General features: G+C 72.2%; 16 protein-coding genes. 5 read left to right on the top strand and 11 right to left on the bottom strand.

Annotated features, from left to right (window positions below; genetic code table 11):
* Positions 1–7: 7 nt before the first annotated feature.
* Positions 8–574, bottom strand: a complete 567-nt coding sequence (locus ACH45E_RS29625; protein WP_361452725.1) for a DJ-1/PfpI family protein — start codon at positions 572–574, stop codon at positions 8–10.
* A 556-nt stretch (positions 575–1,130) separates the two neighbouring features.
* Here ACH45E_RS29625 and ACH45E_RS29620 point away from each other — a divergent pair.
* Complete coding sequence (locus tag ACH45E_RS29620) at positions 1,131–6,083, top strand: NAD-glutamate dehydrogenase (RefSeq protein WP_361452728.1); 4,953 nt, start codon at positions 1,131–1,133, stop codon at positions 6,081–6,083.
* A gap of 116 nt (positions 6,084–6,199) precedes the next feature.
* A complete protein-coding gene (locus ACH45E_RS29615; protein ID WP_361452731.1) occupies positions 6,200–7,507 on the top strand; it encodes a hypothetical protein in 1,308 nt (435 codons plus the stop codon).
* Here ACH45E_RS29615 and ACH45E_RS29610 read toward each other — a convergent pair.
* From ACH45E_RS29610 to ACH45E_RS29595, 4 genes are all read right to left on the bottom strand, one after another.
* Entirely contained in the window at positions 7,416–9,104 is a 1,689-nt protein-coding gene (locus ACH45E_RS29610; RefSeq protein WP_361452734.1) for a glycosyltransferase family 2 protein, read from the bottom strand. The genes ACH45E_RS29615 and ACH45E_RS29610 overlap by 92 nt on opposite strands.
* On the bottom strand, positions 9,101–11,296 hold the full coding sequence (locus ACH45E_RS29605) for a CDP-glycerol glycerophosphotransferase family protein (protein ID WP_361452737.1): 2,196 nt from the start codon (positions 11,294–11,296) through the stop codon (positions 9,101–9,103). Before ACH45E_RS29605 ends, ACH45E_RS29610 begins: the two co-directional genes overlap by 4 nt.
* Positions 11,297–11,438: 142 nt before the next feature.
* Complete coding sequence (locus ACH45E_RS29600) at positions 11,439–12,284, bottom strand: ABC transporter ATP-binding protein (protein ID WP_361452740.1); 846 nt, start codon at positions 12,282–12,284, stop codon at positions 11,439–11,441.
* Positions 12,277–13,191 (bottom strand): ABC transporter permease, encoded by a 915-nt coding sequence (locus ACH45E_RS29595; RefSeq protein WP_361452743.1) that lies wholly within the window; start codon positions 13,189–13,191, stop codon positions 12,277–12,279. Before ACH45E_RS29595 ends, ACH45E_RS29600 begins: the two co-directional genes overlap by 8 nt.
* Before the next feature lie 193 nt (positions 13,192–13,384).
* Between ACH45E_RS29595 and ACH45E_RS29590 the strand changes: the two genes are divergently transcribed.
* Positions 13,385–14,011: a TetR/AcrR family transcriptional regulator gene (locus ACH45E_RS29590; RefSeq protein ID WP_361452746.1), complete on the top strand. Its 627-nt coding sequence runs from the start codon at positions 13,385–13,387 to the stop codon at positions 14,009–14,011.
* Positions 14,012–14,039: 28 nt separating this feature from the next.
* Here ACH45E_RS29590 and ACH45E_RS29585 read toward each other — a convergent pair whose 3' ends face one another.
* The 3 genes from ACH45E_RS29585 to ACH45E_RS29575 form a co-directional block, all read right to left on the bottom strand.
* Entirely contained in the window at positions 14,040–14,996 is a 957-nt protein-coding gene (locus ACH45E_RS29585; RefSeq protein WP_361452749.1) for an ADP-ribosylglycohydrolase family protein, read from the bottom strand.
* Positions 14,997–15,033: 37 nt separating this feature from the next.
* Positions 15,034–16,026, bottom strand: coding sequence for a UDP-glucose 4-epimerase GalE (gene galE, locus ACH45E_RS29580; protein WP_361452752.1), 993 nt, complete (start codon positions 16,024–16,026; stop codon positions 15,034–15,036).
* 210 nt (positions 16,027–16,236) lie between these two features.
* Positions 16,237–17,490 carry a glycosyltransferase family 87 protein gene (locus ACH45E_RS29575; protein ID WP_361452755.1) on the bottom strand — a complete coding sequence of 418 codons (1,254 nt, stop codon included), beginning with the start codon at positions 17,488–17,490 and terminating at the stop codon, positions 16,237–16,239.
* 90 nt (positions 17,491–17,580) lie between these two features.
* On the opposite strand from ACH45E_RS29575, the gene ACH45E_RS29570 reads away from it, so the two are divergent.
* A complete protein-coding gene (locus ACH45E_RS29570; RefSeq protein WP_399041789.1) occupies positions 17,581–19,206 on the top strand; it encodes a glycosyltransferase family 39 protein in 1,626 nt (541 codons plus the stop codon).
* Here ACH45E_RS29570 and ACH45E_RS29565 read toward each other — a convergent pair.
* The gene (locus tag ACH45E_RS29565; RefSeq protein ID WP_399041787.1) at positions 19,157–19,684 is read right to left on the bottom strand and encodes a MarR family winged helix-turn-helix transcriptional regulator; all 528 of its coding nucleotides are present in this window, start codon (positions 19,682–19,684) and stop codon (positions 19,157–19,159) included. The genes ACH45E_RS29570 and ACH45E_RS29565 overlap by 50 nt on opposite strands.
* 96 nt (positions 19,685–19,780) lie before the next feature.
* Here ACH45E_RS29565 and ACH45E_RS29560 point away from each other — a divergent pair, with 96 nt between their 5' ends.
* The gene (locus tag ACH45E_RS29560; protein ID WP_361452761.1) at positions 19,781–20,194 is read left to right on the top strand and encodes an organic hydroperoxide resistance protein; all 414 of its coding nucleotides are present in this window, start codon (positions 19,781–19,783) and stop codon (positions 20,192–20,194) included.
* A gap of 21 nt (positions 20,195–20,215) precedes the next feature.
* Here the strand turns inward: ACH45E_RS29560 and ACH45E_RS29555 are convergent, their stop codons facing one another.
* Positions 20,216–21,490, bottom strand: a complete 1,275-nt coding sequence (locus ACH45E_RS29555) for a hypothetical protein (protein WP_361452764.1) — start codon at positions 21,488–21,490, stop codon at positions 20,216–20,218.
* The gene (locus ACH45E_RS29550) at positions 21,487–23,703 is read right to left on the bottom strand and encodes a CDP-glycerol glycerophosphotransferase family protein (protein WP_361452767.1); all 2,217 of its coding nucleotides are present in this window, start codon (positions 23,701–23,703) and stop codon (positions 21,487–21,489) included. The genes ACH45E_RS29555 and ACH45E_RS29550 overlap by 4 nt, the downstream gene beginning before the upstream one ends.
* Between the last annotated feature and the right edge of the window lie 2 nt (positions 23,704–23,705).

Genomic DNA, 23,705 nt, shown 5'->3' with positions numbered 1-23,705 from the left:
CATCGGCTCAGGTCACCGGCGCCTTCGCGCGCAGGACCTTCAGGAACTCCCGCATCCAGCCGGAGTGGTCCGGCCAGGCCCGTGCGGAGACGAGGGTGCCGTCGACGACCGCCTCGGCGTCCTGGAAGGTGGCGCCTGCGGCCTGCATGTCGAGTTCGAGGGCGGGGTAGGCGGTGACACGGCGTCCGCTGAGGCTGTCCGTGGCGGCGGTCAGCAGGGGGCCGTGGCAGATCTGGGCGACCGGCTTGTCGGTGTCGAAGAACGACTTGAGGATCTTGCGGACCTCGGGATCGTTGCGGAGATACTCGGGGGCGCGGCCGCCGGGGATGACGACGGCGACGTACTGGCCGGGATCGACCTCGGAGAAGGCGAGGTCGGCGGGCCAGGTGTAACCGGGCTTCTCGGTGTACGTGTCGAATCCGGGTTCGAAGTCGTGGACGACGAACTGCAGCTTCTTGCGGGCGAGGGCGGCGATGTGAACCTCGTAGCCCTCCTCGCGGAGGCGCTGGTAGGGGTACAGGACCTCCAGTGACTCCGCTGCATCGCCGGTGACGACGAGGATCTTGGCGGTCATGTCGGGCGGCTCCTCTCGGGAGGACAATCCCTGTCTACGGCAAACGTCCCTCCGACGAGCCCCGTTGCCAAGAGGACCCGCCGGTTTCCGAAAGAGACACCCGGATACGCCTTCCCGGGCGTCTCCACCCCTGTGCATAACGTCAAACTTCCACCCCGGGATTTGTACACATACGGCTCATGACGGGCCCCCCGTCAGGAGCGATAGCCTTGTGGCGTGATCAGCGCGATAGTTCGCGGGGGCACCGGTGCCCTCGCCCTGCGCCCGGAGAACACGGACGACATCCGTGGCCGGGCGGCAGTCGCTGGTCCTCGCGGGCGGGACGGGGACGCAAGGGTCCCCGAGGCGCCGCGCACTCCCCGGGCAAGGACGTCGCCGAGAGCAGCGTCACACCCGTCGGGCGCGCCGAGAATGGCTGATTACCCCCCGCTCCTCTCATCTTGCGGCATAGCGTCGGACCGGACCGGACACCCCGGGCCGTGGCGGCGAGCCGGAAGGGAAGAGGCCGTACTTCCTTCTACGTCACGCAACGGCGCGCGACAGGAGCCAGAGGACAATGCAGACCAAGCTGGACGAAGCCAAGGCCGAGTTGCTCGAGAGGGCTGCTCGGGTAGCTGAGAACAGCCCGGTCGGGGGGCACCTACCGACTGGGATCACGGGCGAGGGCATTCCGGGCACCCCGGGCAGCCCGGACCAGGAATCCATGATCGCGTTCCTCCAGCGCTACTACCTGCACACCGCCCCCGAGGACCTCGCCGACCGCGACCCGGTCGATGTCTTCGGAGCCGCGGTCTCGCACCACCGCCTGGCCGAGAACCGCCCCCAGGGCACGGCCAACGTGCGGGTCCACACCCCGACCGTCGAGGAGAACGGGTGGACCTGCAGCCACACCGTCGTCGAGGTCGTCACCGACGACATGCCCTTCCTCGTCGACTCGGTCACCAATGAGCTGACCCGGCAGGGACGCGGCATCCACGTCGTCATCCACCCGCAATTCGTCGTCCGGCGCGATGTCACCGGCAAGCTCATCGAGGTGCTGCCCACCCCGCCCAGCGGCGGCGAGCGCCCGCACGACGCGCACGTCGAGTCCTGGATCCACGTCGAGATCGACCGCGAGACCGACCGCGCCGATCTCAAGCAGATCACCGCCGACCTGCTGCGCGTGCTGTCCGACGTCCGGGAGGCCGTCGAGGACTGGGAGAAGATGCGGGACGCGGCGCTGCGCATGGCCGAAGGCCTGCCGGACGAGCCCGTTCCCGGCGACCTCGCCGCGCCCGAGGTCGAGGAGGCCCGCGAGCTGCTGCGCTGGCTGGCCGCCGACCACTTCACCTTCCTCGGCTACCGCGAGTACCAGCTGCGCGGGGACGACTCCCTGGCCGCGGTCCCCGGCACCGGGCTCGGCATACTGCGCTCGGACCCGCACCACTCCGACGAAGAGCAGCACCCCGTCAGCCCGTCCTTCGAGCGGCTCCCGGCCGACGCCCGGGCCAAGGCCCGCGAGCACAAGCTGCTGGTGCTGACCAAGGCCAACAGCCGGGCCACCGTGCACCGGCCGTCGTACCTGGACTACATCGGCGTCAAGAAGTTCGACGCGGACGGCAACGTCGTCGGCGAGCGCCGCTTCCTCGGCCTGTTCTCCTCCGCCGCCTACACCGAGTCCGTCCGCCGGGTCCCGGTGATCCGGCGCAAGGTCGAAGAGGTCCTGGAGCGCGCCGGATTCGGGTCCAACAGCCACGACGGCCGCGACCTGCTCCAGATCATGGAGACCTACCCGCGCGACGAGCTCTTCCAGACCCCGATCGCCGAGCTCCAGTCCATCGTCACGTCGGTGCTGTACCTCCAGGAGCGCCGGCGGCTCAGGCTCTACCTGCGGCAGGACGAGTACGGCCGCTACTACTCCGCGCTGGTCTACCTGCCCCGCGACCGCTACACCACCGGCGTGCGGCTGCGGATCATCGACATCCTCAAGGAGGAGCTGGGCGGCACCAGCGTCGACTTCACGGCCTGGAACACCGAGTCGATCCTGTCCCGGCTGCACTTCGTCGTCCGTGTCCCGCAGGGCACCGAGCTGCCGCAGCTCAGCGACAGCGACAAGGACCGCATCGAGGCCCGCCTGGTGGAGGCGGCCCGCTCCTGGACCGACGCGTTCGCCGAGGCGCTGACCGCCGAGTGCGGCGAGGAGTACGCGGCCGAGGTGCTGCGCCGCTACAACAACTCCTTCCCCGAGGGCTACAAGGCGGACCACAGCCCGCGCGCCGCGGTCGCCGACCTGGTCCACCTGGAGCGGCTGAGCGAGGACAAGACGTTCTCGCTCAGCCTGTACGAGCCGGTGGGCGCCGCGCCCGAGGAGCGCCGCTTCAAGATCTACCAGAAGGGCGGCACGGTCTCCCTCTCCGCGGTGCTGCCGGTGCTCAGCCGGCTCGGCGTCGAGGTCACCGACGAGCGGCCGTACGAACTGCGCTGCGCGGACCGGTCGACCGCGTGGATCTACGACTTCGGGCTGCGCATGCCCAAGGTGGCGGGCGGCGGCGCGGAGTACCTCGGCGACGACGGCCGTGAGCGCGTCCAGGACGCCTTCGCGGCCACCTGGACCGGCCGCGCGGAGAACGACGGCTTCAACGCCCTCGTGCTGAGCGCCGGCCTGACCTGGCGGCAGGCGATGGTGCTGCGCGCGTACGCCAAGTACCTGCGGCAGGCGGGCTCCACTTTCAGCCAGGACTACATGGAGGACACCCTCCGCAACAACGTCCACACCACCCGGCTGCTCGTCTCCCTGTTCGAGGCGCGGATGTCGCCGGACCGGCAGCGCGCCGGGCTGGAGATCGTCGACGCCCTGCTCGAGGAGCTCGACGCGGCCCTGGACCAGGTGGCGAGCCTCGACGAGGACCGCATCCTGCGTTCGTTCCTCACCGTCATCAAGGCGACGCTGCGCACGAACTTCTTCCAGGAGACCCGCGCCGGCGAGCCGCACGCCTACGTCTCCATGAAGTTCGACCCGCAGGCCATCCCCGACCTGCCGGCGCCGCGCCCGGCGTACGAGATCTGGGTGTACTCGCCGCGCGTCGAGGGCGTGCACCTGCGCTTCGGCAAGGTCGCCCGAGGCGGCCTGCGCTGGTCGGACCGCCGTGAGGACTTCCGTACGGAGATCCTCGGCCTGGTCAAGGCGCAGATGGTGAAGAACACCGTCATCGTGCCGGTCGGCGCCAAGGGCGGCTTCGTCGCCAAGCAGCTGCCGGACCCGAGCGTGGACCGGGACGCGTGGCTGGCGGAGGGCATCGCCAGCTACAAGACGTTCATCTCGGCGCTGCTGGACATCACCGACAACATGGTGGCGGGCGAGGTCGTTCCGCCGCAGGACGTCGTGCGGCACGACGAGGACGACACCTACCTGGTGGTCGCGGCCGACAAGGGCACGGCGACGTTCTCGGACATCGCCAACGAGGTCGCGCAGTCGTACAACTTCTGGCTCGGTGACGCCTTCGCCTCCGGCGGCAGCGCGGGCTACGACCACAAGGGCATGGGCATCACCGCCCGTGGCGCCTGGGAGTCCGTCAAGCGGCACTTCCGGGAGCTGGGCGTGGACACCCAGACCCAGGACTTCACGGTCGTCGGCATCGGTGACATGTCGGGTGACGTGTTCGGCAACGGCATGCTGCTGAGCGAGCACATCCGGCTGGTCGCCGCCTTCGACCACCGGCACATCTTCATCGACCCCACCCCGGACGCGGCCGTCTCCTACGCCGAGCGCCGCCGCCTGTTCGAACTGCCCCGCTCCAGCTGGGCCGACTACGACACCGGCCTGCTCTCGGCGGGCGGCGGCGTGTTCCCGCGCACCGCCAAGTCCATCCCGGTCAACGCGCACATCCGCGAGGCGCTCGGCATCGAGGGCAAGGTCACCAAGCTGACCCCGGCCGACCTGATGAAGGCGATCTTCAAGGCCCCGGTCGACCTGCTGTGGAACGGCGGCATCGGCACGTACGTCAAGGCGGCCACCGAGACCCACGCGGACGTCGGCGACAAGGCCAACGACGCCATCCGCGTCGACGGCGCCGACCTGCGCGTCAAGGTCGTCGGCGAGGGCGGCAACCTGGGCCTGACCCAGCTGGGCCGCATCGAGTTCGCCATGCAGGGCGGCAAGATCAACACCGACGCGATCGACAACAGCGCGGGCGTGGACACCTCCGACCACGAGGTGAACATCAAGATCCTGCTCAACGGCCTGGTCACGGACGGCGACATGACCGTCAAGCAGCGCAACAAGCTGCTCGCCGAGATGACCGACGAGGTCGGCCGTCTGGTCCTGCGCAACAACTACGCGCAGAACACGGCGATCGCCAACGCGCTGGCCCAGTCCAAGGACATGCTCAACGCCCAGCAGCGCTTCATCCGCCACCTGGTGCGCGAGGGCCACCTCGACCGGGCGCTGGAGTTCCTGCCCACCGACCGCCAGATCCGCGAGCGGCTGACCCAGGGCCACGGCCTGACCAGCCCGGAGACGGCCGTCCTGCTGGCCTACACGAAGATCACGGTCGCCGACGAGCTGCTGCACACCTCGCTGCCGGACGACCCGTACCTGCGCGGCCTGCTGCACGCGTACTTCCCGGCCGCGCTGCGCGAGCAGTTCGCCGACCGGATCGACGGCCACCCGCTGAACCGCGAGATCACCACGACCGTGCTCGTCAACGACACGGTCAACACGGGCGGTACGACGTATCTGCACCGGCTGCGCGAGGAGACCGGGGCCTCCCTGGAGGAGATCGTCCGGGCCCAGACCGTGGCTCGTACGATCTTCAGCTCGGCTCCGGTGTGGGACGCGGTGGAGGCGCTCGACAACCAGGTCGACGCCGACGTCCAGACCCGTATCCGGCTGCACTCGCGCCGTCTGGTCGAGCGCGGCACGCGCTGGCTGCTGAACAACCGGCCGCAGCCGCTGCAGCTCGCCGAGACCGTCGAGTTCTTCGCCGAACGGGTCGAGCAGGTCTGGCAGCAGCTGCCGAAGCTGCTGCGCGGCGAGGACCTGGAGTGGTACCAGCACGTGTACGACGAGCTGGCCGCGGCCGGTGTCCCGGACGAGCTGGCGACGCGGGTGGCCGGGTTCTCCTCGGCCTTCCCGACGCTGGACATCGTCTCGGTGGCCGACCGCATGGGCAAGGAGCCGCTGGACGTCGCCGAGGTCTACTACGACCTCGCCGACCGCCTCGGCATCACCCGGCTGATGGACCGCATCATCGAGCTGCCCCGCGCGGACCGCTGGCAGTCCATGGCCCGCGCGTCCATCCGCGAGGACCTGTACGCGGCCCACGCGTCCCTCACCGCGGACGTCCTCGCCGTCGGTAACGGCACCTCGACTCCCGAGCAGCGCTTCAAGGCCTGGGAGCAGAAGAACACGGCGATCCTGAGCCGGGCGCGGACCACCCTGGAGGAGATCCGCGGCTCGGAGACCTTCGACCTCGCCAACCTGTCGGTGGCGATGCGGACGATGCGGACGCTGCTGCGCACGCATTCGTAGGCGTACGACCTCGTAGGCGTACGACCTCGTAGGCGTTCGACAGCGGGGCGCCCCGGGCCGGTCTCGGCTCGGGGCGCCCACTGCTGATCGGGACATTTCGGACTAAGGTCTGCTGTGTGACAGCGCACCCCCGGGCGGTCCCGGCGCTCGTCGCGGCCTTCGTGCTGCTGCACGTCTTCGGCTACCCGGCGACCCGCTTCTCCAACGACTCCTACCGCTACGCCCGCGAGGCGTACGAATTCCTCGGCGACTCCCCGCACACGGCCACCCGCAAGGCCGTCGCCGCCTACTGCGAGGACACGGCCAAGCTGGTCCACCGCAACCGCATGCTCGACCAGCTGAAGTTCCGCGGACCGGGCCGCGAGGCCCCGTACGCGGCCGCGTGCGAGAAGAAGTACGCGGGCGGACTCGCGCCGACCGACCCCCGCTACGAGCGCATCTTCCACACCCGGCCCGCCTACCCGCTGATCGCCGCCCCCTTCGTGGCGCTGCTCGGCGCCAAACCCGGACTCACCCTGGTCGCACTCGCGTTCACCGCGCTCGCCGGATACCTCGTGTACCTGCTGCTGCGCGCACTGCGGGCACCGCCTACCGCCGCCGTACTCGGCCAGGTCCTCTACTACGTGACCCCGCTCGCCTCCTGGGGCGGCCGGCCGCTCACCGAGGGCCCGGCCCTCGCCCTGATGACCGCGCTGCTGCTCGCCTCGGTGTGGCTGCTGCAACGCCGAGTGCTGATCGGAGCCGTGCTGTTCACCGGGGCCTTCGCACTCGGGCTCGCCGTCAAGTACTCCAGCTTCCTGCTGGCGGCCCCCTTCCTGGCGGCCGCCGCGTGCGCCGCGCTGCTCTTCGTCCCCCGCACCCGCCACCGCGGCACCTACTGGCTGGCCGGGCTCTCGGCGGGCGGCACCCTGGCCGCACTGGTCCTGGGCAAGGCCCTGGACCTGCCCGGCATCGCCGACTCGCTCCAGGACACCTTCACCCTGCACTGGACCCGGCCCGAGATCGCCGACCCGTGGCGGGCCCTCGCCCGCCTCGACTACGACTACTGGTGGCAGTGGCTCCAGAAGGAGGCCCTGGCGCCCATGCTGCTCTTCCTGCTCGCGGTGGGGGCCTGGGGCGTGTGGCAGCGCTCGGTGCCGGTCGCCCTGTGCGTGATCGCCATGGGCCTCACCGGGTTCGCGACCACGGTGGCGCACCCGCTCGCGATCGAACTGGACCGGTTGTACGTCCCGGTGTGGCTGATCCCCGTGATCGGCGTGCCGCTCGCACTCGACCGGCTGTGGCGTACGGTCCCGGAACGGGGGAGCACGGCGTCGCCCGGCCCGGCCGGGGCTACCTCAGCACACCGGCCACCAGCCGCGCCGCCCGTCGCACCTTCGGGCGGGCGATCCCGCGGGCGACCGGGCGGATCAGGTGAGCCGTGACGCCGGCCGGCCGCCAGCGCACCTGGAGGCGGCCCGGGTTGCGGCCCTCCGGCTCCACCGTCAGACGGTGGTGGGCGGTCCGGGTGGTCAGGGAGGGGAAGGCCGCGGGAGCCAGCAGGACGCCCGTGTGGGCGAGGCCCTGCTGTCCGATGCGGAGCACAGGGTGGCGGATGCCGTCGAAGCCGTGCAGGGGCAGCGGCGCGGTGGCCGGCTCGAAGCGGACCCGCCCCTCGAAGACACCGGGACGCACGGGGTCGAGGCGGAAGGGGAGGGTGAGCCGGCGCCGGCCGGGGCTGAGGAGGAGGGCGGCGCGCTGCGGGCCGACGGCAAGACGCAGTCCCGGGTCGTAGGTGCGGATCGTCAGGTCGAGCGAGGCGCCGGGGCCGGGGGTGAGCTCCGTGATCTCGTGGCGGAACAGGGCGCTGGGGAAGGGACGCGCGTCGAGGTCCAGATCGGTCACGTCCAGTTCGCGGCGGGCCCAGATCGTCCCCGGGACGCGGTCGCCCCAGTACGTGGCCTCGCCCTCGGGGCCGGGTGTCACCTGTCTCGGCGCAACCGCGTGGCCCAGGCCGCGTGCCGCTTCCCGGGCCTCGGGCAGGCGGCCGTCACGGACGAGCTGGAGGACGACCCGCTCCGGGCGCGGGAGGCGGGCGTACGCGCCGGGTTCGAGCGAGTCGAGGTACGGGGTGACGATCCCGGCGAAGGACGCCAGCCACTCCTCGTCCCGGTACGGCAGGTCCCCGGCGTACATCCGGAAGTCGTGCTTGAGGAACTTGTAGTCCTTGTCCTCCCGCAGCGCCTCGTGCCCGCTCTCGGTGAGGAACTCGTCGATCAGCCGCTGGACGTGGACGCGGTCGCGGACGTTGGTGAGTTTGTGCCGCTGGTTCGAGATCGAGGCGGAGCCGGCGTCCGCGTGCGGGTCCACGTACCAGTGGTAGACCGGCTGCGGGATGATCGTGAACGACTTCGCCAGGCAGTACGCCTGCGCCGAGAACAGCTGGTCCTCGTAGTGGATGCCCTCGGGGAAGCGCAGGCCGTGCCGGTCCAGGAAGGAGCGGGCGTACATCTTGCTGGTCGCCAGGTGCTCGAACAGCAGGCGGGGGTCCGCCGCTATGCCCCGCACCGTGCGGCGTTCGGCCACCAGGTGGGGCATCCAGGTCGAGCGGTGGCCGTTGTCCGCCCGTATGCGCCGCACGGCGCCCATCGCGAAGTCGATCCGGTGCTCGCGGTGCGCGGCCAGGAGCAGTTCGACGGCGTTCGCGGGCAGTTCGTCGTCGCTGTCCAGGAACATCACGTACGGCGCCCGGGCGATCTCCAGGGCGCGGTTGCGCGGGGCGCTGCAGCCACCGCTGTTCTCCGGCAGCCGGAGGTAGTGGATACGGGGGTCCTGGGCCGCCAGCCGCCGTGCCACCGCCGGGGTGCCGTCCGTCGAGTGGTCGTCGCTGATGATGATCTCGATGCCGGGGTGGGTCTGCCGCCGCAGCGAGGCGACCGCCCGGGGCAGGCGTGCCGCGTCGTTGTGGACGATCACCGTCACCGTGGCGTCGGGGCGGTCGGGGTACCGGGGGGCAACGGGGGTCGGGACAAGGGGGGTCATGAAGCCGCCTCCTCGGGGGTCGGCGCCGGTGTGCGCTCCTCGACGGGGATCACCGGCGGCAGCGCTTCCTCGCCCTCGCCGAGGAAGACCCGCCGCACGATCCGCTCGGCGGCGCGCCCGTCGTCGTACTCGCAGAAACGGCGCCGGAAGGCGGCCCGTGCCTTCGTCGCGCCCTCGTCCCGCCAGGCGCCCGTGGTGAGGATCTCCGCCAGTTCCTCCTGGGTGCGGGCCACCTGGCCCGGCGGTTCGGCCATCAGGTCGAAGTAGACACCGCGGGTCGTCGCGTACGTCTCCCAGTCGTCGGCGTAGACCACCATCGGGCGGTCGAGGCAGGCGTAGTCGAACATGATGGACGAGTAGTCCGTGACCAGCGCGTCCGCCGCCAGGCACAGGTCCTCGACCGGGTCGTACGCCGAGACGTCGACGACCCTTCCGGTGCGGCGCAGGCCGGCGAGCGGGGAGGCCGAGCCGCCGTAGAAGTAGTGGCCGCGCACCAGCAGGACGGTGTCCTCGCCGAGGCGGTCTGCCAGGGTCGCCAGGTCCAGGCGGGGGGTCCAGCCGGCCTCGTAGTCGCGGTGGGTGGGGGCGTACAGGACGGCCCGCCGGCCCGGCGCGATGCCCAGGCGGTCACGGATGGCGCGCACTCCCTGGGCGTCGCAGCCGTAGAAGACGTCGTTGCGTGGATAGCCGTGATCGAGGGAGGTGTAGCGGGCGGGGTAGGCGCGTTCCCACATGCGGGTGGAGTGGCTGTTGGCGGAGACGCTGTAGTCCCACTTGTCGACGCGGGCCAGCAGGGCGGCGAAGTCCATGCCCTGGGCGGCGGCCGGATGCTCCATCTGGTCCAGGCCCATGCGCTTGAGCGGGGTGCCGTGGTGGGTCTGGAGGTGGATCGCGTCGGGCCGTTTGACCACCGCGCCCGGGAAGTTGACGTTGTTGGTGAGGTACCTGGCCGTGGCCAGCACCTCCCAGTAGCGGCGGGTGCCGGGGACGACGTGGTCGGTGCCGGGCGGCAGGAGCGGCACGTTCTCCTTGGCCACCACCCACACCGGGTGGATGTGGGGGGCGAGTTCGGTGAGCTTCGCGGCGATCGCGGCCGGGTTGCAGGCCACCCCGCGGTCCCAGTAGGCGGCGAACACCGCCAGGTGGGGGTCGACCGGGCGGCCGAGGGCGCGGCGGTACTGGTGGTCGCGGAGCTTGGCGCCCAGTTGCCGCCTGCGGGTCCGCAGGGTCGCCTTCGCCGTGCGGCGGGTGCGGTTGGCGGCCTGGAAGGCGCGGTAGCGGGTGTAGGCGCCCTCCTCGAGCAGGGCGCGGCGGACACCCTCGAGACCGTCCGGTCGGCGGTGGTCCGGCGCGCGCCAGCGGACCGCCGCCAGGGAGGCCCGGCGGAAGAACTCCCGGGCCACCGGCTCGGGCAGGGGCTCGCGGGCGAAGGTGCGCAGCAGTTCGCGGACCATGAGGTCGTAGAGGACCGCGCGGGTGGCGGGGCGGTCCTTGGCCAGGGTCAGCAGCGTCTCGTAGCGGTCGACGAGGGCGTAGCGGTCCTCGGGGGCGGTGGGGGGCAGGCTCTCGGCGCGCAGCCGGCGGTCGTCGTACGCCACCTGGTTCAGGCAGGCGATCCGTTCGGCGTGCAGCAGCGCCGCGTACGCCGCGCGGGGCTCGTCGTCGGTGCCGAGCCGCTCCTGGTGGACCCGCCAGAAGCCGGCGCGCAGGGCGCGGTTGCCGAGCAGCGGGGGCAGGCGCAGCAGGTGGGGGGCCTCGTCCAGGGGGAGTTCGGCGCGGCCCGCGCGGGCCAGGAGCCGGCCGCCGCCGGAGGGCCTGCCGGAGGTCTGCCAGGTGCTGGTGGTGTGGTCGAAGAGGAGGACGTCGACGTCGTCGGGCAGTTCGGCGGCGCGCTCGGCGACCATGCGGGGGGCGCCGGCGGGCAGGCCGTCCTTGGCGTGGACGAAGTGCAGCCAGCGTCCGGACGCCCGTGCGGCGCCCGCCGCCCGGGCCGCCGCGTCGCCCGTCCCGGCCGGCAGGGGCAGCACCACCGTCTCCGGGGAGTGCCCCTCGGCGGTCTCCCGGGCCCAGTCGCCGACCGCGGCCACGATCACCTCGGCGTCCGGGAGCGGGTGCGCGTCCAGGGAGTCGAGGAGCGCTGTCAGGTGCCCCTGGGTGTTCGGCCCGTAGACGATGACGCTGAGCTCGGGCATCGCGGGGGACTCCTTCGCCTCGACGTCACCGTGGCCACACCTTTCATCTCATAATGTCACCAATGGGATGAAAGGTGCGGATCTGGTTGCGCCGCCCGGGGGTCCTGTCACGCGGTCCGGCTACGCGGTCTGCGGGTTCCGGCTACGCGGTCTGCAGGGGCTTCGGCTGCGGCGTCTTCTTCGGCGCGGCCTTGGGGCCCTTGTCGCCGGTGAAGGCCTCGTACTCGGCGAGGACCTCCTCCGTCGGCCCGTCCATGCGCAGCTCGCCGCGCTCCAGCCACAGCACCCGGTCGCAGGTGTCGCGGATCGACTTGTTGTTGTGGCTGACCAGGAAGACCGTGCCCGCGTGCTTGCGCAGCTCGCGGATGCGTTCCTCGGAGCGCTTCTGGAAGGAGCGGTCGCCGGTGGCCAGCGCCTCGTCGATCATGAGGACGTCGTGGTCCTTGGCGGCGGCGATGGAGAAGCGCAGGCGGGCGGCCATGCCGGAGGAGTAGGTGCGCATCGGGAGGGTGATGAAGTCGCCCTTCTCGTTGATGCCGGAGAAGTCGACGATCTCCTGGTAGCGCTCCTTGACCTGCTCGCGGGACATGCCCATGGCGAGGCCGCCCAGGTAGACGTTGCGCTCGCCGGTCAGGTCGCTCATCAGGGCGGCGTTGACGCCGAGCAGGGAGGGCTGGCCGTCGGTGTAGATGTGGCCGTTCTCCACGGGGAGCAGGCCGGCCACCGCCTTCAGCAGCGTCGACTTGCCGGAGCCGTTGGTGCCGATGAGCCCGATCGCCTCGCCCCGGTAGGCGACGAACGAGACGTTCTTGACCGCGTGCACCTTGCGCACGCCGGCCGCCTTCTCGGCCTGCTTGCGGCGCAGCATGCGGTTGAGGGCGGCGGTGGCGGTGCCGCGTCCGGCGCCGGTGCCGTTGACCCGGTAGACGATGTCGACCCCGTCGGCGATGACGGTGGGGATGGGGGTGTCGTTCACGTTGTCAGCCACGGCCGTACGTCTCCTCAGCCTTCCAGAAGTAGATGAAGCCGCCGACCCCGGCGAGCAGGGCCCAGCCCGTGGCCGCCGCCCACACGTGCGGGGGCAGCTGGTGGGCGTGGAAGCTGTCGATCAGCGCGAAGCGCATCAGGTCGATGTACACGGCGGCCGGGTTGGTCTCCAGGGCGATCGTCAGCGCGTGGGGCAGATGGTCGCCCTTGGTCAGCTTGTCGATGCTCCACATCACGCCGGAGACGTACATCCAGGTGCGCAGGATGAACGGCATCAGCTGGGCGATGTCGGGGGTCTTCGCACCCATCCGGGCCATGATCATCGAAACGCCGGCGTTGAAGGTGAACTGCAGCACCAGCACCGGGAGCGCCAGCACCCACGAAGCGGAGACGGGGACGCCGAAGCAGAGCAGGATGACGATCAGCGCGGCCATCGAGAACAGCAGCTGCTGGAGCTGCTGGAGCGCGAACGAGATCGGCAGCGCGGCCCGCGGGAAGTGCAGCGCCCGTACGAGGCCGAGGTTGCCCGAGATGGCCCGGGTGCCCGCCATGATCGAGCTCTGCGTGAACGTCCAGATGAACACACCCGTGACCAGGAACGGGATGTAGTCCGGGACGCCGTGCTTGGTGTTCAGGAGCACGCCGAAGATGAAGTAGTAGACCGCCGCGTTGAGCAGCGGGGTCATGACCTGCCAGATCTGGCCGAGCTTCGCCTGGCTGTACTGGGCGGTGAGCTTGGCGGTGGCGAAGGCGCCGATGAAGTGGCGCCGGGCCCAGAGCTGGCGGACGTACTCGGGCAGGGAGGGGCGGGCGCCGCTGACCGTGAGGCCGTGCCGGGCGGCCAGGGCCGCGAGGTCGTCGTCGGCCGGGACCGGGGCCGCGGGCGGTGTGTGGAGAACCTGGCTCACATCCGCTGCTTTCGTTCGGGGGGAGGGGGTGCGTGCGTCCGGGCTGGCGCCGGGTCCGCGTCGCCTGGCGTTTCCTTACGCGTCTCTTCACGTTTTCTTACGTCGGGACGGGACCGTATCGTCGCAACGTGAGAGTAGGCCCAATCGACGTCGGAACGCAACCGTTTCGTCGTAACGCCCTATGCTGGAAGGTATGACGACGAACGCCGACGAGCCCCAGACGCGTCCGCGCCGACGGACCCCCGCCGGGGCCGCCGTACTCCGGGAGGACGTGACCGAGGCGATCCGGGCCGCCGTCTTCGAGGAACTGGCGGCCAGCGGCTACGCCCGCATGTCCATCGAGGGCATCGCACGCCGCGCCGGGGTCGGCAAGACCGCCGTCTACCGCCGCTGGCGCTCCAAGCTGCACCTCGTCCTCGACGTCGTCTCGGCGCTCGCCGTGATGGGCCTGCCCGTCCCGGACACCGGCTCCCTGGAGGGCGACCTGCGGCTGCTCTACGAGCTCACCTCGCGCGCGCTGCGCCACCCCGTCGCCTCGCAGATCATCCCCGACCTCCAGGCCGAGGCGGCCCGCAACCCCGACATCGCCGAAGCCATGCAGAAGGCCCTGCGCGACGGCCAGGCGGGTGTCGCCAGCAAGATCATCGCAGCGGCCGGACAGCGCGGCGAACTCCGCCCGGGCGTCAACGAGGAACTGGCCCTCGACCTGATCTCCGGCCCCCTGTACTGGCGCTCCGTCGTGATCCGCAGCCCGAAACTCCCCAAGGGCTACCTGCCCGCCCTGGCCACGGCGACGGCGGCGGCACTGAAGGCGCTCTGAGGCACATCGCCGCCCGCGGCCCGGCCGGTCAGCCCGCCAGGCTCCGGGCCAGCCCCGCCAGATCCGTCGCGCTCAGCACCCGCCCGTCGAACCCGGGCAGCGGCACGTGCAGGGTCTCGGTCCAGCGGGCCGGTACGGCGTGGATGCCGTGGACGGCTCCGGCCAGGCCGCCGGTGACGGCCGCCACGGTGTCCGTGTCGCCGCCCAGGTCGACGGCCGCGCGCACCGCTTCCTCGTACGAGGACGTGGTCCGCAGCGCCCAGACGGCGGAGCCCAGACAGGGCCGGACGGCACCGTTGAACTCGGTGGCGAGATCCGGGTGCCAGTCGGGTGCCAGGACCACCGCGTACCGTTCCCGGTGATCGGGATGAACAGACCGCAGTGCCTCCGGTACGGCGGCGAGCGGATCGCCACCGTCCAGGGCGACCCGCACCAGCTCGTGGAAGACGGCCGTGCCCTCCCAGGCCGCCCGGTCCCCGTGGGTGAGCGCGGCCAGACGGCGGGCGGCGTCCATCGTGGCCTCCCGCCCCAGGGCGGCGAAGCGCACGGCGGAAGGCGCCGCCCGCATCAACGCCCCGTTCCCGGCCGCACGTCCATTGCCCTGGAAGCGCAGCGCCGCCGCCAGGTCCCACGGGTCGCCGCTGCCGAGCACCGCCTCCGTCTGGAGACCGATGTCCTTCGGATCGGCGGCGGCCCACCGCTGGAACCGCCGGAACACGTCCGGGAGGTCCAGTCCGCCGTGCTCCAGCAGCGACTCGGCGACCAGCACGGCCATCTGCGTGTCGTCGGTCGCCTCGCCGGGGTCCCAGCCGCCGCCCCCGCACATCTCCCCGCCCTGCCCGGCCTGCGGGAAGCGGGCGGAGAAGGCGCCCTCGGGCCCGAACTCGAAGGGGGCGCCCAGGGCGTCGCCGACGGCGGAGCCCACGACGGCGCCGACCGCGCGTTCGACGCGTTCGGCTCGCTCGGCACGGAGGGGATCGGTCACCCGGGCAGCGTACGGGCGTTGGGCCTTCGGCGGGTGGTCAGGAGCGGGCCGCCTCCGGGTGGAATCGCAGCCAGCCCTCCCAGGCTGAGGTGATCATGTCCTCGATGTCGTACTTGGCCTGCCAGCCGAGTTCGACGGCGATGCGGTCGGCGGAGGCGACGACGCGGGCGGGGTCGCCGGGGCGGCGGGGGGTGACCGTCGGGGGGTGGTCGTAGCCGGTGACGGCGTTGATGCGGTCGATCATCTCGCGGACCGAGACCCCCTCACCGCGGCCGATGTTGAAGGTCAGGTCGATGCCGGGGGAGGACTGGAGGGCGCGGGCGGTGGCCACATGGGCCTCGGCGAGGTCCACGACATGGATGTAGTCGCGGACGCAGGTGCCGTCCGGGGTCGGGTAGTCGTCGCCGAAGATGCGCGGCGAGGCGTTCTCCGAGAGCTTTTCGAAGACCATCGGGATGAGGTTGTGGACGCCCGTGTCGGCGAGCTCCGGGCCGGCCGCGCCCGCCACGTTGAAGTAGCGCAGCGACGCCGTGGACAGCCCCGTGGCCCGGCCCGTGGCCCGCACCAGCCACTCGCCGGCCAGCTTGGTCTCGCCGTACGGGGACATCGGCGCGCACGGCGTCTCCTCGGTCAGCAGCTCCCCGTGGCGCGCGGTGTCCGGCATGCCGTACACGGCCGCCGAGGACGAGAACACGAAGGACGCGACACCGGCCTCCGTCGCCGCCTCCAGCAGGACCCGCAGGCCCTCCACGTTCTCCCGGTAGTAGTGCAGCGGGCGGTCCACCGACTCGCCCACCTGCTTCTTGGCCGCGAGGTGGACGACGCCGGTGACGGAGTGCTCGGCCAGGGTGCGCGCCAGCCGGACGCCGTCCAGGGTGGAGCCCGCCACCAGCGGGACCCCGTCCGGGACGCGGTCGGCGATGCCGCTGGACAGGTCGTCGTACACCACGGCCTGTTCCCCCGCCTCCGTCATCGCCCGCACGACGTGCGCCCCGATGTAACCGGCGCCGCCGGTGATCAACCAGGTCATGTGAGGCCGTCTCCTCGTTCCGTGGCCCTCGTTCCGTGGCCCGCGGCTCGTGGTGCGTGCGTCGGTCGCCGGGCCGGCGCCACTTCTCAGTGAAGCAGGCGGCGCGGCAGTCCGCGCAAAAGCCCTCAGCGGAAAGCACCGCGTCCGTCACAGGGGCGGCGTCGTTGTACCTGATGAAATGCAATCGCGGGAATGGCGGGTGTTCGCCCGCTAATGGGGGCTCAGTGCTCGATGCGGAAGACGGCCGGAGGAGGAGCGGGGTTCAGTCACGGGCGGGGGCTCCGCGACCGGGGGCCGGGTGGAGCGCCACAGCCGGGTGAGGGAGAGCACGGCGGCCGTCGCGAGGAGCCCGTTGCGCAGCAGCATCAGCAGGCAGCCCGTCCAGGTGCACCCCATGACCTCGCGGTACAGCGTGGGATAGGCGACGGCGCTGACCGCGCTCGCCGCCACCACCAGCGCGGCCACCGGGCGCTGGACGGTGTGCCGGGAGGTCAGGCAGACGGCGGCCAGACCGAGCAGCCAGACCATGTACTGGGGGCTGATGACCCGGCTGGTGACGGTGAACAGCAGCACGGCGCACAGCGCGGCGTCGTAGGGCGTCGCCTCGCTCCAGTGCCGGGCCCGTACCCGCCACAGCACCAGCAGCGCGAAGGCGACCGCCGTGAGCGCGAGGGAGGCGTCGGCGACGGCGGAGACGTGCGGGCCGAGCAGCTCGACCGCGCCGTACCGGTAGCGGGCCCGGCCGGGCCAGCCCGCGTGGGTGGCGAGGCTGAGCGCGGTCCCGCCGAGGGATTCGATCTGGACGCCCCGGCTCCCCTGCTGACGCACAAAGGCCAGGGGATTGTCGAACAATCCGGCGAGGATTCCGAAGACGAGCGCCCCCGCGCCCGCCGCCCACGTCCACGCCGACCGCGTCGCACGCCCCCTGGGCACCCCGAGCAGCACCAGAATCGGCCACACCTTCACCAGCCCGCCCAGCGCCGCGAACACCCCGCCCACGCGCGGGGAGCGCGACAACGTCAACAGGGAGATGACGGCGAACGCCGTGACCTGCACGTCGTACCGCGCGAGCGGCACGTGCAGCAGCAGCGGCAGGGCACCGACCCACAGCGCCGCCCCGCCCAGGCTGCGGCCGGGCCGGGTACCCGCGCGGGCCAGCACCAGCGCGATCAGCGCGTCGGCGGCGAGCGTGAGCGCCACGAACGCCTGGAAATAGGTCAGTCCGGGCACCAGCCCCGGCGCCAGCAGCACCGCGCCCGCGCCCGGCGGGTACTGCCACAGCTTGTCGTGCGCCGGGAAGGCACCCCCGGACAGGGTCACGTACCAGTTGAAGTACAGCCGCCACACCTCGCGCGCCACCGAGCCCCGCCCCAGGAGGGGAGCGGAGTTGTGGGCGAGCAGCCACAGCATCGCGGCACGGGTGGTCAGCCAGACGACGGCGAGGGAGAGCAGACGGCGGTTCATCCCTCGGAGCGTAGGCCGCGAGTATGGAGTATTCATGTCGATACGCCGTCAATACACACCAAATATTGGCTAATCGCAAAAGATCGGGCCGTGGTGAACTTTCGTCCCCTGGTCAACCCGGAGTCGAGCCGTGCCCGTCGCCGGGCGGCGGTGGCCGTTCCCACGGCCGTGATGCTCGCGCTCGGACTGTGGGGGATCGACCGCGGCGGCATGTGGCGCGACGAGGCGGTCACCTTCCAGGTGGCACGGCGCACGGTGCCGCAGATCTGGCGCCTGCTGCACGGGGTCGACGCGGTGCACGGCCTGTACTACCTGCTCATGCACGCCGTCCTCGCCCTCCACCCCGGCGAGGTCCTGCTCCGGCTGCCGTCGGTGTGCGCGGCGGCGCTGGCCACGGGCCTGGTCGCCGCGCTCGGCACCCGGCTGGCCCGGCCCCGCGTCGGACTGTGGGCCGGACTGCTGTACGCGGTCACGCCGATGGTCGGGCACTACGCGCAGGAGGGCCGCTCCTACGCCCTGGTCGCGGCCGGTGCGGCGGGGGCCACCCTGCTCCTGGTGCGGGCGGTGCAGGACGGCGGCCGGACCTGGTGGGCGTACGGCACGGTCCTCGGCGTCACCTGCTGGCTGCACGAACTCGCGGTCCTGCTGCTGCTCGCCCACGCAGGGACGCTCGCGCTGGCCCGGGTGCCGGCCGGGGTGTGGCGGGGATGGGGCCGCGCGGCCGGGGCCGTGACGCTGGCGCTGCTGCCGATGGTGGTGGTCTCGCACGCCCAGTCCGCGCAGCTCGCCTGGGTGCGGGAGCCGACGGTGGAGACCGCGGGGGCGTTGCTGCGGGAGTTCGCGGGACCGACCTCCGGCGTGTACTGGGCCTGCCTGGCCCTGGCGGTCCTCGGGCTGACGCGGCTCGTGGGCGGCCGCGGGGAGCTGACGTGCGCGGCGGTGGCGCTGCCGCTGGCGGTGGTGCCACCGACGGTCCTCATGCTGGCCTCACGCCTGACCCCGCTCTACGTCGACCGGTACGTGCTGTACGCGCTCGCGGGGGCGCCGCTGCTGGTGGCGGCCGGGGCGGACCGGGTGGCCGAGCTGCTGGGCCGCGTCGGCCGTACGGCCGGACCGCTCGGACGCACCGATCGTACGACCGGACCGCTGAGGCCCGGCCGCCGCCAGAATCCGCGCGTCCGCGCCCCCCTCCTCACCCTCGCCGGCGTCCTCGCCGTCGCCCTCGCCTTCGTCCACCAGCTCCCGGTCCTCCGCCAGGACCGCTCCCCGGACCACCGCCCCGACAACCTCGCCGCCATGTCCACGGACGCCGCCCGCGAACTGCGCCCCGGCGACCCCGTGCTCTTCCTGCCGTCCCACGCGCGGAGCACCGCGCTGGCCTACCCGGCGGGCTTCCGCGGCATCCGGGACGTGGCGCTCGCGGCGGGCGCGCCCGCGTCCGGCACGCTGTACGGGCGTGAGGTGGACCCGGACCTGCTGCGCCGCAGGCTGGCCGGGCTCGACCGGGTCTGGGTCGTCGCCGAGAAGCGCTTCGTCCGCTCGCCCTGGTACCCCGGCGACCCCACCGACCGGGCGAAACTGGACCTCGTGCGGGACCGGTTCGCGCTGCGGGAGGAACAGGCACGCGACGGGGTGGTGCTGCGGCTCTACGTCCGCAGGACCCTGGCTACGGGCAGCCTGGTTCGTCCAGTGCGGCTGCGTCCAGGGCGGTGGTGAGCCGGTCGAGACGGGTGCGCAGCTCGCTGATCTCCGCCAGGTCGAAGCCGGTCGCCTCGGCGATGCGGCGCGGCACCTTCAAGGCTCGCTCGCGCAGCGCCGCGCCCTCCTCGGTCAGTCGCACCTCCACCGAGCGCTCGTCGCGGGCGCTGCGCTCCCGGCGCACCAGGCCGGCCGCCTCCAGCCGCTTGACCAGCGGGGAGAGCGTGCCGGAGTCCAGGCGCAGGTGTTCGCCCAGCTTCTTGACCGGCAGGTCGCCGTGCTCCCACAGCACCAGCATCACCAGGTACTGCGGGTAGGTGAGACCGAGGTCCTTGAGGACCACGCGGTAGACGCCGTTGAAGGCGCGGGACGCGGCGTGCAGGGAGAAGCAGATCTGGCGGTCCAGGTGGAGCCAGTCGGCCTCGGGGGCAGGGGCGGGGGTAGGCGCGGAGGACGGGGTGGCGGTCATGGCTCCAGGATAGCTCTTGCGAGTCATTCAGTTGTGCACAACTGAGTTGTGTGCTCTACTTGTGGTCGTGAGGCGGCCCACCGAGGAGCCGCCGGAACGTGACTTCGAGAGGGATGGTCATCCATGGACGCGCTCTACACCGCTGTCGCCACCGCCACCCACGGCCGCGATGGTCGCGCCGTGTCCTCCGACGGCAAGATCGACCTCAAGCTGGCCCCGCCGGTGGAGCTGGGCGGCAACGGCGAGGGCACCAACCCCGAGCAGCTCTTCGCCGCCGGTTACGCCGCCTGCTTCGGCAGCGCCCTCGGCCTGGTCGGCCGGCAGGCCAAGGTGGACGTCAGCGAGGCCGCGGTGACCGCCGAGGTCGGCATCGGCAAGCAGGGCGAGGGCTTCGGCCTGAAGGTGACGCTGCGCGTGGAGCTGCCCGACACCGTGGACGAGGCGACCGGCCGCAAGCTGGTGGAGACCGCCCACCAGGTCTGCCCCTACTCCAACGCCACCCGCGGCAACGTCGAGGTCGACCTCGTCATCGAGTAACCCCGGTCACCTGACGGTGGTTCACCTCATCGAGTGAACCTCTCGCCCGGCGTGCCCCTGCGCGGGCACCGGCAGCGCACGCCGGACGAGAGGTTCCAGCAGCAGCGGCACCCCGACCACCGGCAGCAGCCAGGCCAGCACGATCAGCCGGTCGCCCCAGATGTTGATGTCGGGGTGCGCGGCCTGGGTGAGGATCCCGGTGCCCGCGGTCGCCAGCAGGAAGCAGCCGAACGCGCGCCGCCTGAGCGCGCCCCGCGCCCCGGCCGCCAGCGCCGCCAGGAACAGCGGCTCCCACAGCTGCCGCCGGATCCACTCCAGCCAGAAGCCGGCCTCCAGATGCTCCAGGTCCCGCCATGGGCGGACCCGGTCCGGGCGGGAGAAGTGGCCGGTGAGCAGGTCCTGGACGCTCTCCGCTTCGGACGGGTAGTGCAGCAGCCCGGCCAGCAGCACCGTCCCCAGCGCGGCGCAGCAGCCCACGGCCGCGATCGCCGTCACCCCGCGCCCCGCGGCCCGCCCGTGCCGCCTGCGCCGTACCGCGATGGCGGCGCCCGCGACGGCCAGGCACGCCCCGAGGAACAGCGCCTGCGAGTGCTTCACCGGGAACAGCGCGAGCAGGGCGCCGGCGGTCAGCGCCACCCCGGTCCTGGCCCGGCCGGTCAGGGCCAGCGCGCAGCCCCACAGCGCGGCCAGGGTCAGCGCCAGCAGCAGGCCCTCGGTCATCGGGCGCATGGCGGTCGGACCGCACGGCAGCACGTAGAACAGCACCTGGCCGGTCAGGGCGAGCGACGCGGGGACGGACAGGGTGCGCAGGGTCAGGAAGACGAGCACTCCGCCCGCGACCGTGACGACGACACTCGCCGCCCACACCCCCCAGGTCACCCCGAACACCGTGACGAACGGCACCAGGAACACCGGATAGCCGGGCCGTGTCTCGAAGAACCGGCGCAGCCGCGGGCCCACGAACGGCGCGACGTGCCCGTCCGTCTGCCCGGCTCGCAGCCGCCGGTCCACCAGTCGCCGCTCGTCGGCCCGGCACTGGGCGAACACCTGCTCGGTGGGGTCCGGCCGGTGGTAGCGCACCACGTTGACGCTCTGGCCCCGGAGCGCCAGGGACGCCCGGCCCTCGCACACCCAGTCGACGGTGTCGGCCGCCGCCGCACGCTTGTCCTCACCGCTCAGACTCAGCGCGTACGAGACGTAGCTCTTCGAGTCGGGGGTGTCTCGGCCGGTGACGTCGGCGAGCTGGAGCAGGGCGAACACCGCGCCCAGGACCAGGACCCAGGTGCGCGGCCTCATGTCGACGCGAGCAGGTCGTGACCGGCGGCCGGACCGGGCACCAGGCCGGCCTCCGGCTCCGGCATCGGCTCGCCCAGCATCAGCGTCCGCACCACCCGCTCGGCGGCCCGCCCGTCGTCGAACTCGCAGAACCGGGTCCGGAAGTCGGCCCGCAGCCGCGCCGACTCCTCGTCCCGCCACGCCCCCGAGGCGAACAGCCACGCCAGCTCCCGGTAGGAGCGCGACACATGGCCCGGCGCCTCCGCCGTGATGTCCAGGTAGGCGCCCCGGCTCGCCACGTACGCCGGCCAGTCGTCGGCGTGCACGACGATCGGCCGGTCGAGGTTGGCGTAGTCGAACATCAGGGCCGAGTAGTCGGTGACCAGCGCGTCGGAGGCGAGCATGACCTCCTCCACGTGCGGTTCGTCCGTCGCGTCCACCAGCACGCCCCGCCGGTGCAGTTCGGCGAGGCCCAGCCCGCGCGCGGGACCCGCGGCGACGGTGGGGTGCAGCCGGACCACCAGGGTGTGGCCCTCGCCGAGGTCGGCGGCGAACCGGGCCAGGTCCACGCGGTCGACGTGGCCGCCCCGGCGGTAGTCGCGGCGGGTCGGCGCGTACAGCACGACCGTGTGCTCCTCAGGGATGCCGTGCCGGACCCGGAACCCCGCCCCGTCGCCGGGCGCCGCGTTGACGAGGGCGTCGTTGCGCGGGCTGCCGGTGCGGACCGAGGTGAAGTGGCAGGGGTAGGCCCGCTCCCACACCAGCTCCGAATGGCGGTTGGCGACCAGACTGTGGTCCCAGCGGTCGGCCCGGCGCAGCATCTGCGGAACGTCGAAGCCGTACCGGGCACCGGGCTTGCCCAGCAGGTCGGCGCCCATGTACTTGAGGGGGGTGCCCTGATGGGTGTGGATGTACATGCTGCCGGCCCGCTTGACCAGGGTGCCGGGCCAGTTGACGTTGTTGACGAAGAACGTCGCCCGCGCGGTGACGTCCAGGTAGCGCGGGGAGTCGACGAGCACGTACTCGACGTCCGGGGGCAGCCGCCGCGCCTCCTCCGCGTCCCCGACCACCCACACCCCCCGGATGTGCGGCGCGAACTCGCGCGCCGCGCGGTACACGGCCGCCGGGTCGCCGAGCACCCCCTTGTGGGAGAACGCCGAGTACACGGCGAGGTCCGGGTCCAGCGGGCGGCGGGCGTGCAGCCCGGCCAGCCCCCGCCTGGCCCGTCCGCCCACCGCCTTGCGGGCCTCCAGACCGCGCCGCCCGAGCTCCCGGCCGGCCCGCCCGGCCTGCCGCTTGACCTGGTACATCGCGTAGCCGCCCGTCAGCAGCCGGACCTCCCCGTCGACCCGGGCGCCCTCGGGCCGGTGCCGCGCGAACATCCGGGCCGTGCGCTTGAAGAACTCCGCCTTGTCGGAGGGCGGCAGCCGGTCCGGCTTGGCCAGGATGTCCAGGCAGTGCTCGCCCATCTTGCGGTGCAGATAGGGCCGCCAGGCCGCGAGAGCGGGCCGGGAGCCGACGAACGCGAAGACCCGCTCGTACTGGTCGTGGATGTCGAAGTGCTTGCGGCTGGTGGTGGACAGGATGTTGCCCTGGCGGCGCTGGCGGTAGTCCAGGCAGATCCGGTCCAGGGCCGCGATCCGCCCGGCGCTGAGCATGACCGGGAAGGTCCAGGGGGTGTCCTCGTAGTAGCCCGGCGGGAACTCGAAGCCGTTCTCCTCGACGAAGTCCCGCCGGTAGACCTTGTTCCACACCACCATCAGCAGGTCGAGGATCTGCGGGTACTCGGCCGCCGTGAAGGTGCCGGGCCCGGCCTCCGTGAGCAGGTGGGCGAGGACGTTGCGGCGGGTCCCGCCCCACCAGTAGGTGCGCGCGTAGTCGAAGACCAGCACGTCCGGGTCCCCGGACTCCGCCAGCCGGTCGGCGATGGCGCCCAGCGCGCCGGGGGTGAGGGTGTCGTCGCTGTCGAGGAAGAAGAGGAAGTCGCCGGTCGCACGGGGCAGTCCGGCGTTGCGGGCCCGGCCGAGGCCGACGTTCTCCGGCAGGTGCAGCACCTTCACGCGCGGGTCCCGGGCCGCGTACTCGTCGAGGATGGCGCCGCAGCCGTCCGGAGAGCAGTCGTCCACGGCGATCAGCTCCAGGTCCGTGAAGGACTGCTCCAGAACCGAGTCGAGGCACTCGCGCAGGAATCCCTGCACCTTGAAACAGGGGACGATGACGCTGAAGCGGGGCACGG

The sequence above is a fragment of the Streptomyces sp. NPDC020299 genome, assembly GCF_044387825.1.
Lineage (GTDB): Bacteria > Actinomycetota > Actinomycetes > Streptomycetales > Streptomycetaceae > Streptomyces.
The sequence above is the reverse complement of the archived record's forward strand: the minus strand, read 5'-3'. Positions and strand labels throughout refer to the sequence as shown.

Coding starts and splice junctions, on each gene's coding strand:
- ACH45E_RS29625 (WP_361452725.1), bottom strand. CDS start 574: ATGACCGCCAAGATCCTCGTCGTCACCGGCGATGCAGCGGAGTCACTG.
- ACH45E_RS29620 (WP_361452728.1), top strand. CDS start 1,131: ATGCAGACCAAGCTGGACGAAGCCAAGGCCGAGTTGCTCGAGAGGGCT.
- ACH45E_RS29610 (WP_361452734.1), bottom strand. CDS start 9,104: ATGACCCCCCTTGTCCCGACCCCCGTTGCCCCCCGGTACCCCGACCGC.
- ACH45E_RS29605 (WP_361452737.1), bottom strand. CDS start 11,296: ATGCCCGAGCTCAGCGTCATCGTCTACGGGCCGAACACCCAGGGGCAC.
- ACH45E_RS29590 (WP_361452746.1), top strand. CDS start 13,385: ATGACGACGAACGCCGACGAGCCCCAGACGCGTCCGCGCCGACGGACC.
- galE (WP_361452752.1), bottom strand. CDS start 16,026: ATGACCTGGTTGATCACCGGCGGCGCCGGTTACATCGGGGCGCACGTC.
- ACH45E_RS29575 (WP_361452755.1), bottom strand. CDS start 17,490: ATGAACCGCCGTCTGCTCTCCCTCGCCGTCGTCTGGCTGACCACCCGT.
- ACH45E_RS29565 (WP_399041787.1), bottom strand. CDS start 19,684: ATGACTCGCAAGAGCTATCCTGGAGCCATGACCGCCACCCCGTCCTCC.
- ACH45E_RS29560 (WP_361452761.1), top strand. CDS start 19,781: ATGGACGCGCTCTACACCGCTGTCGCCACCGCCACCCACGGCCGCGAT.
- ACH45E_RS29555 (WP_361452764.1), bottom strand. CDS start 21,490: ATGAGGCCGCGCACCTGGGTCCTGGTCCTGGGCGCGGTGTTCGCCCTG.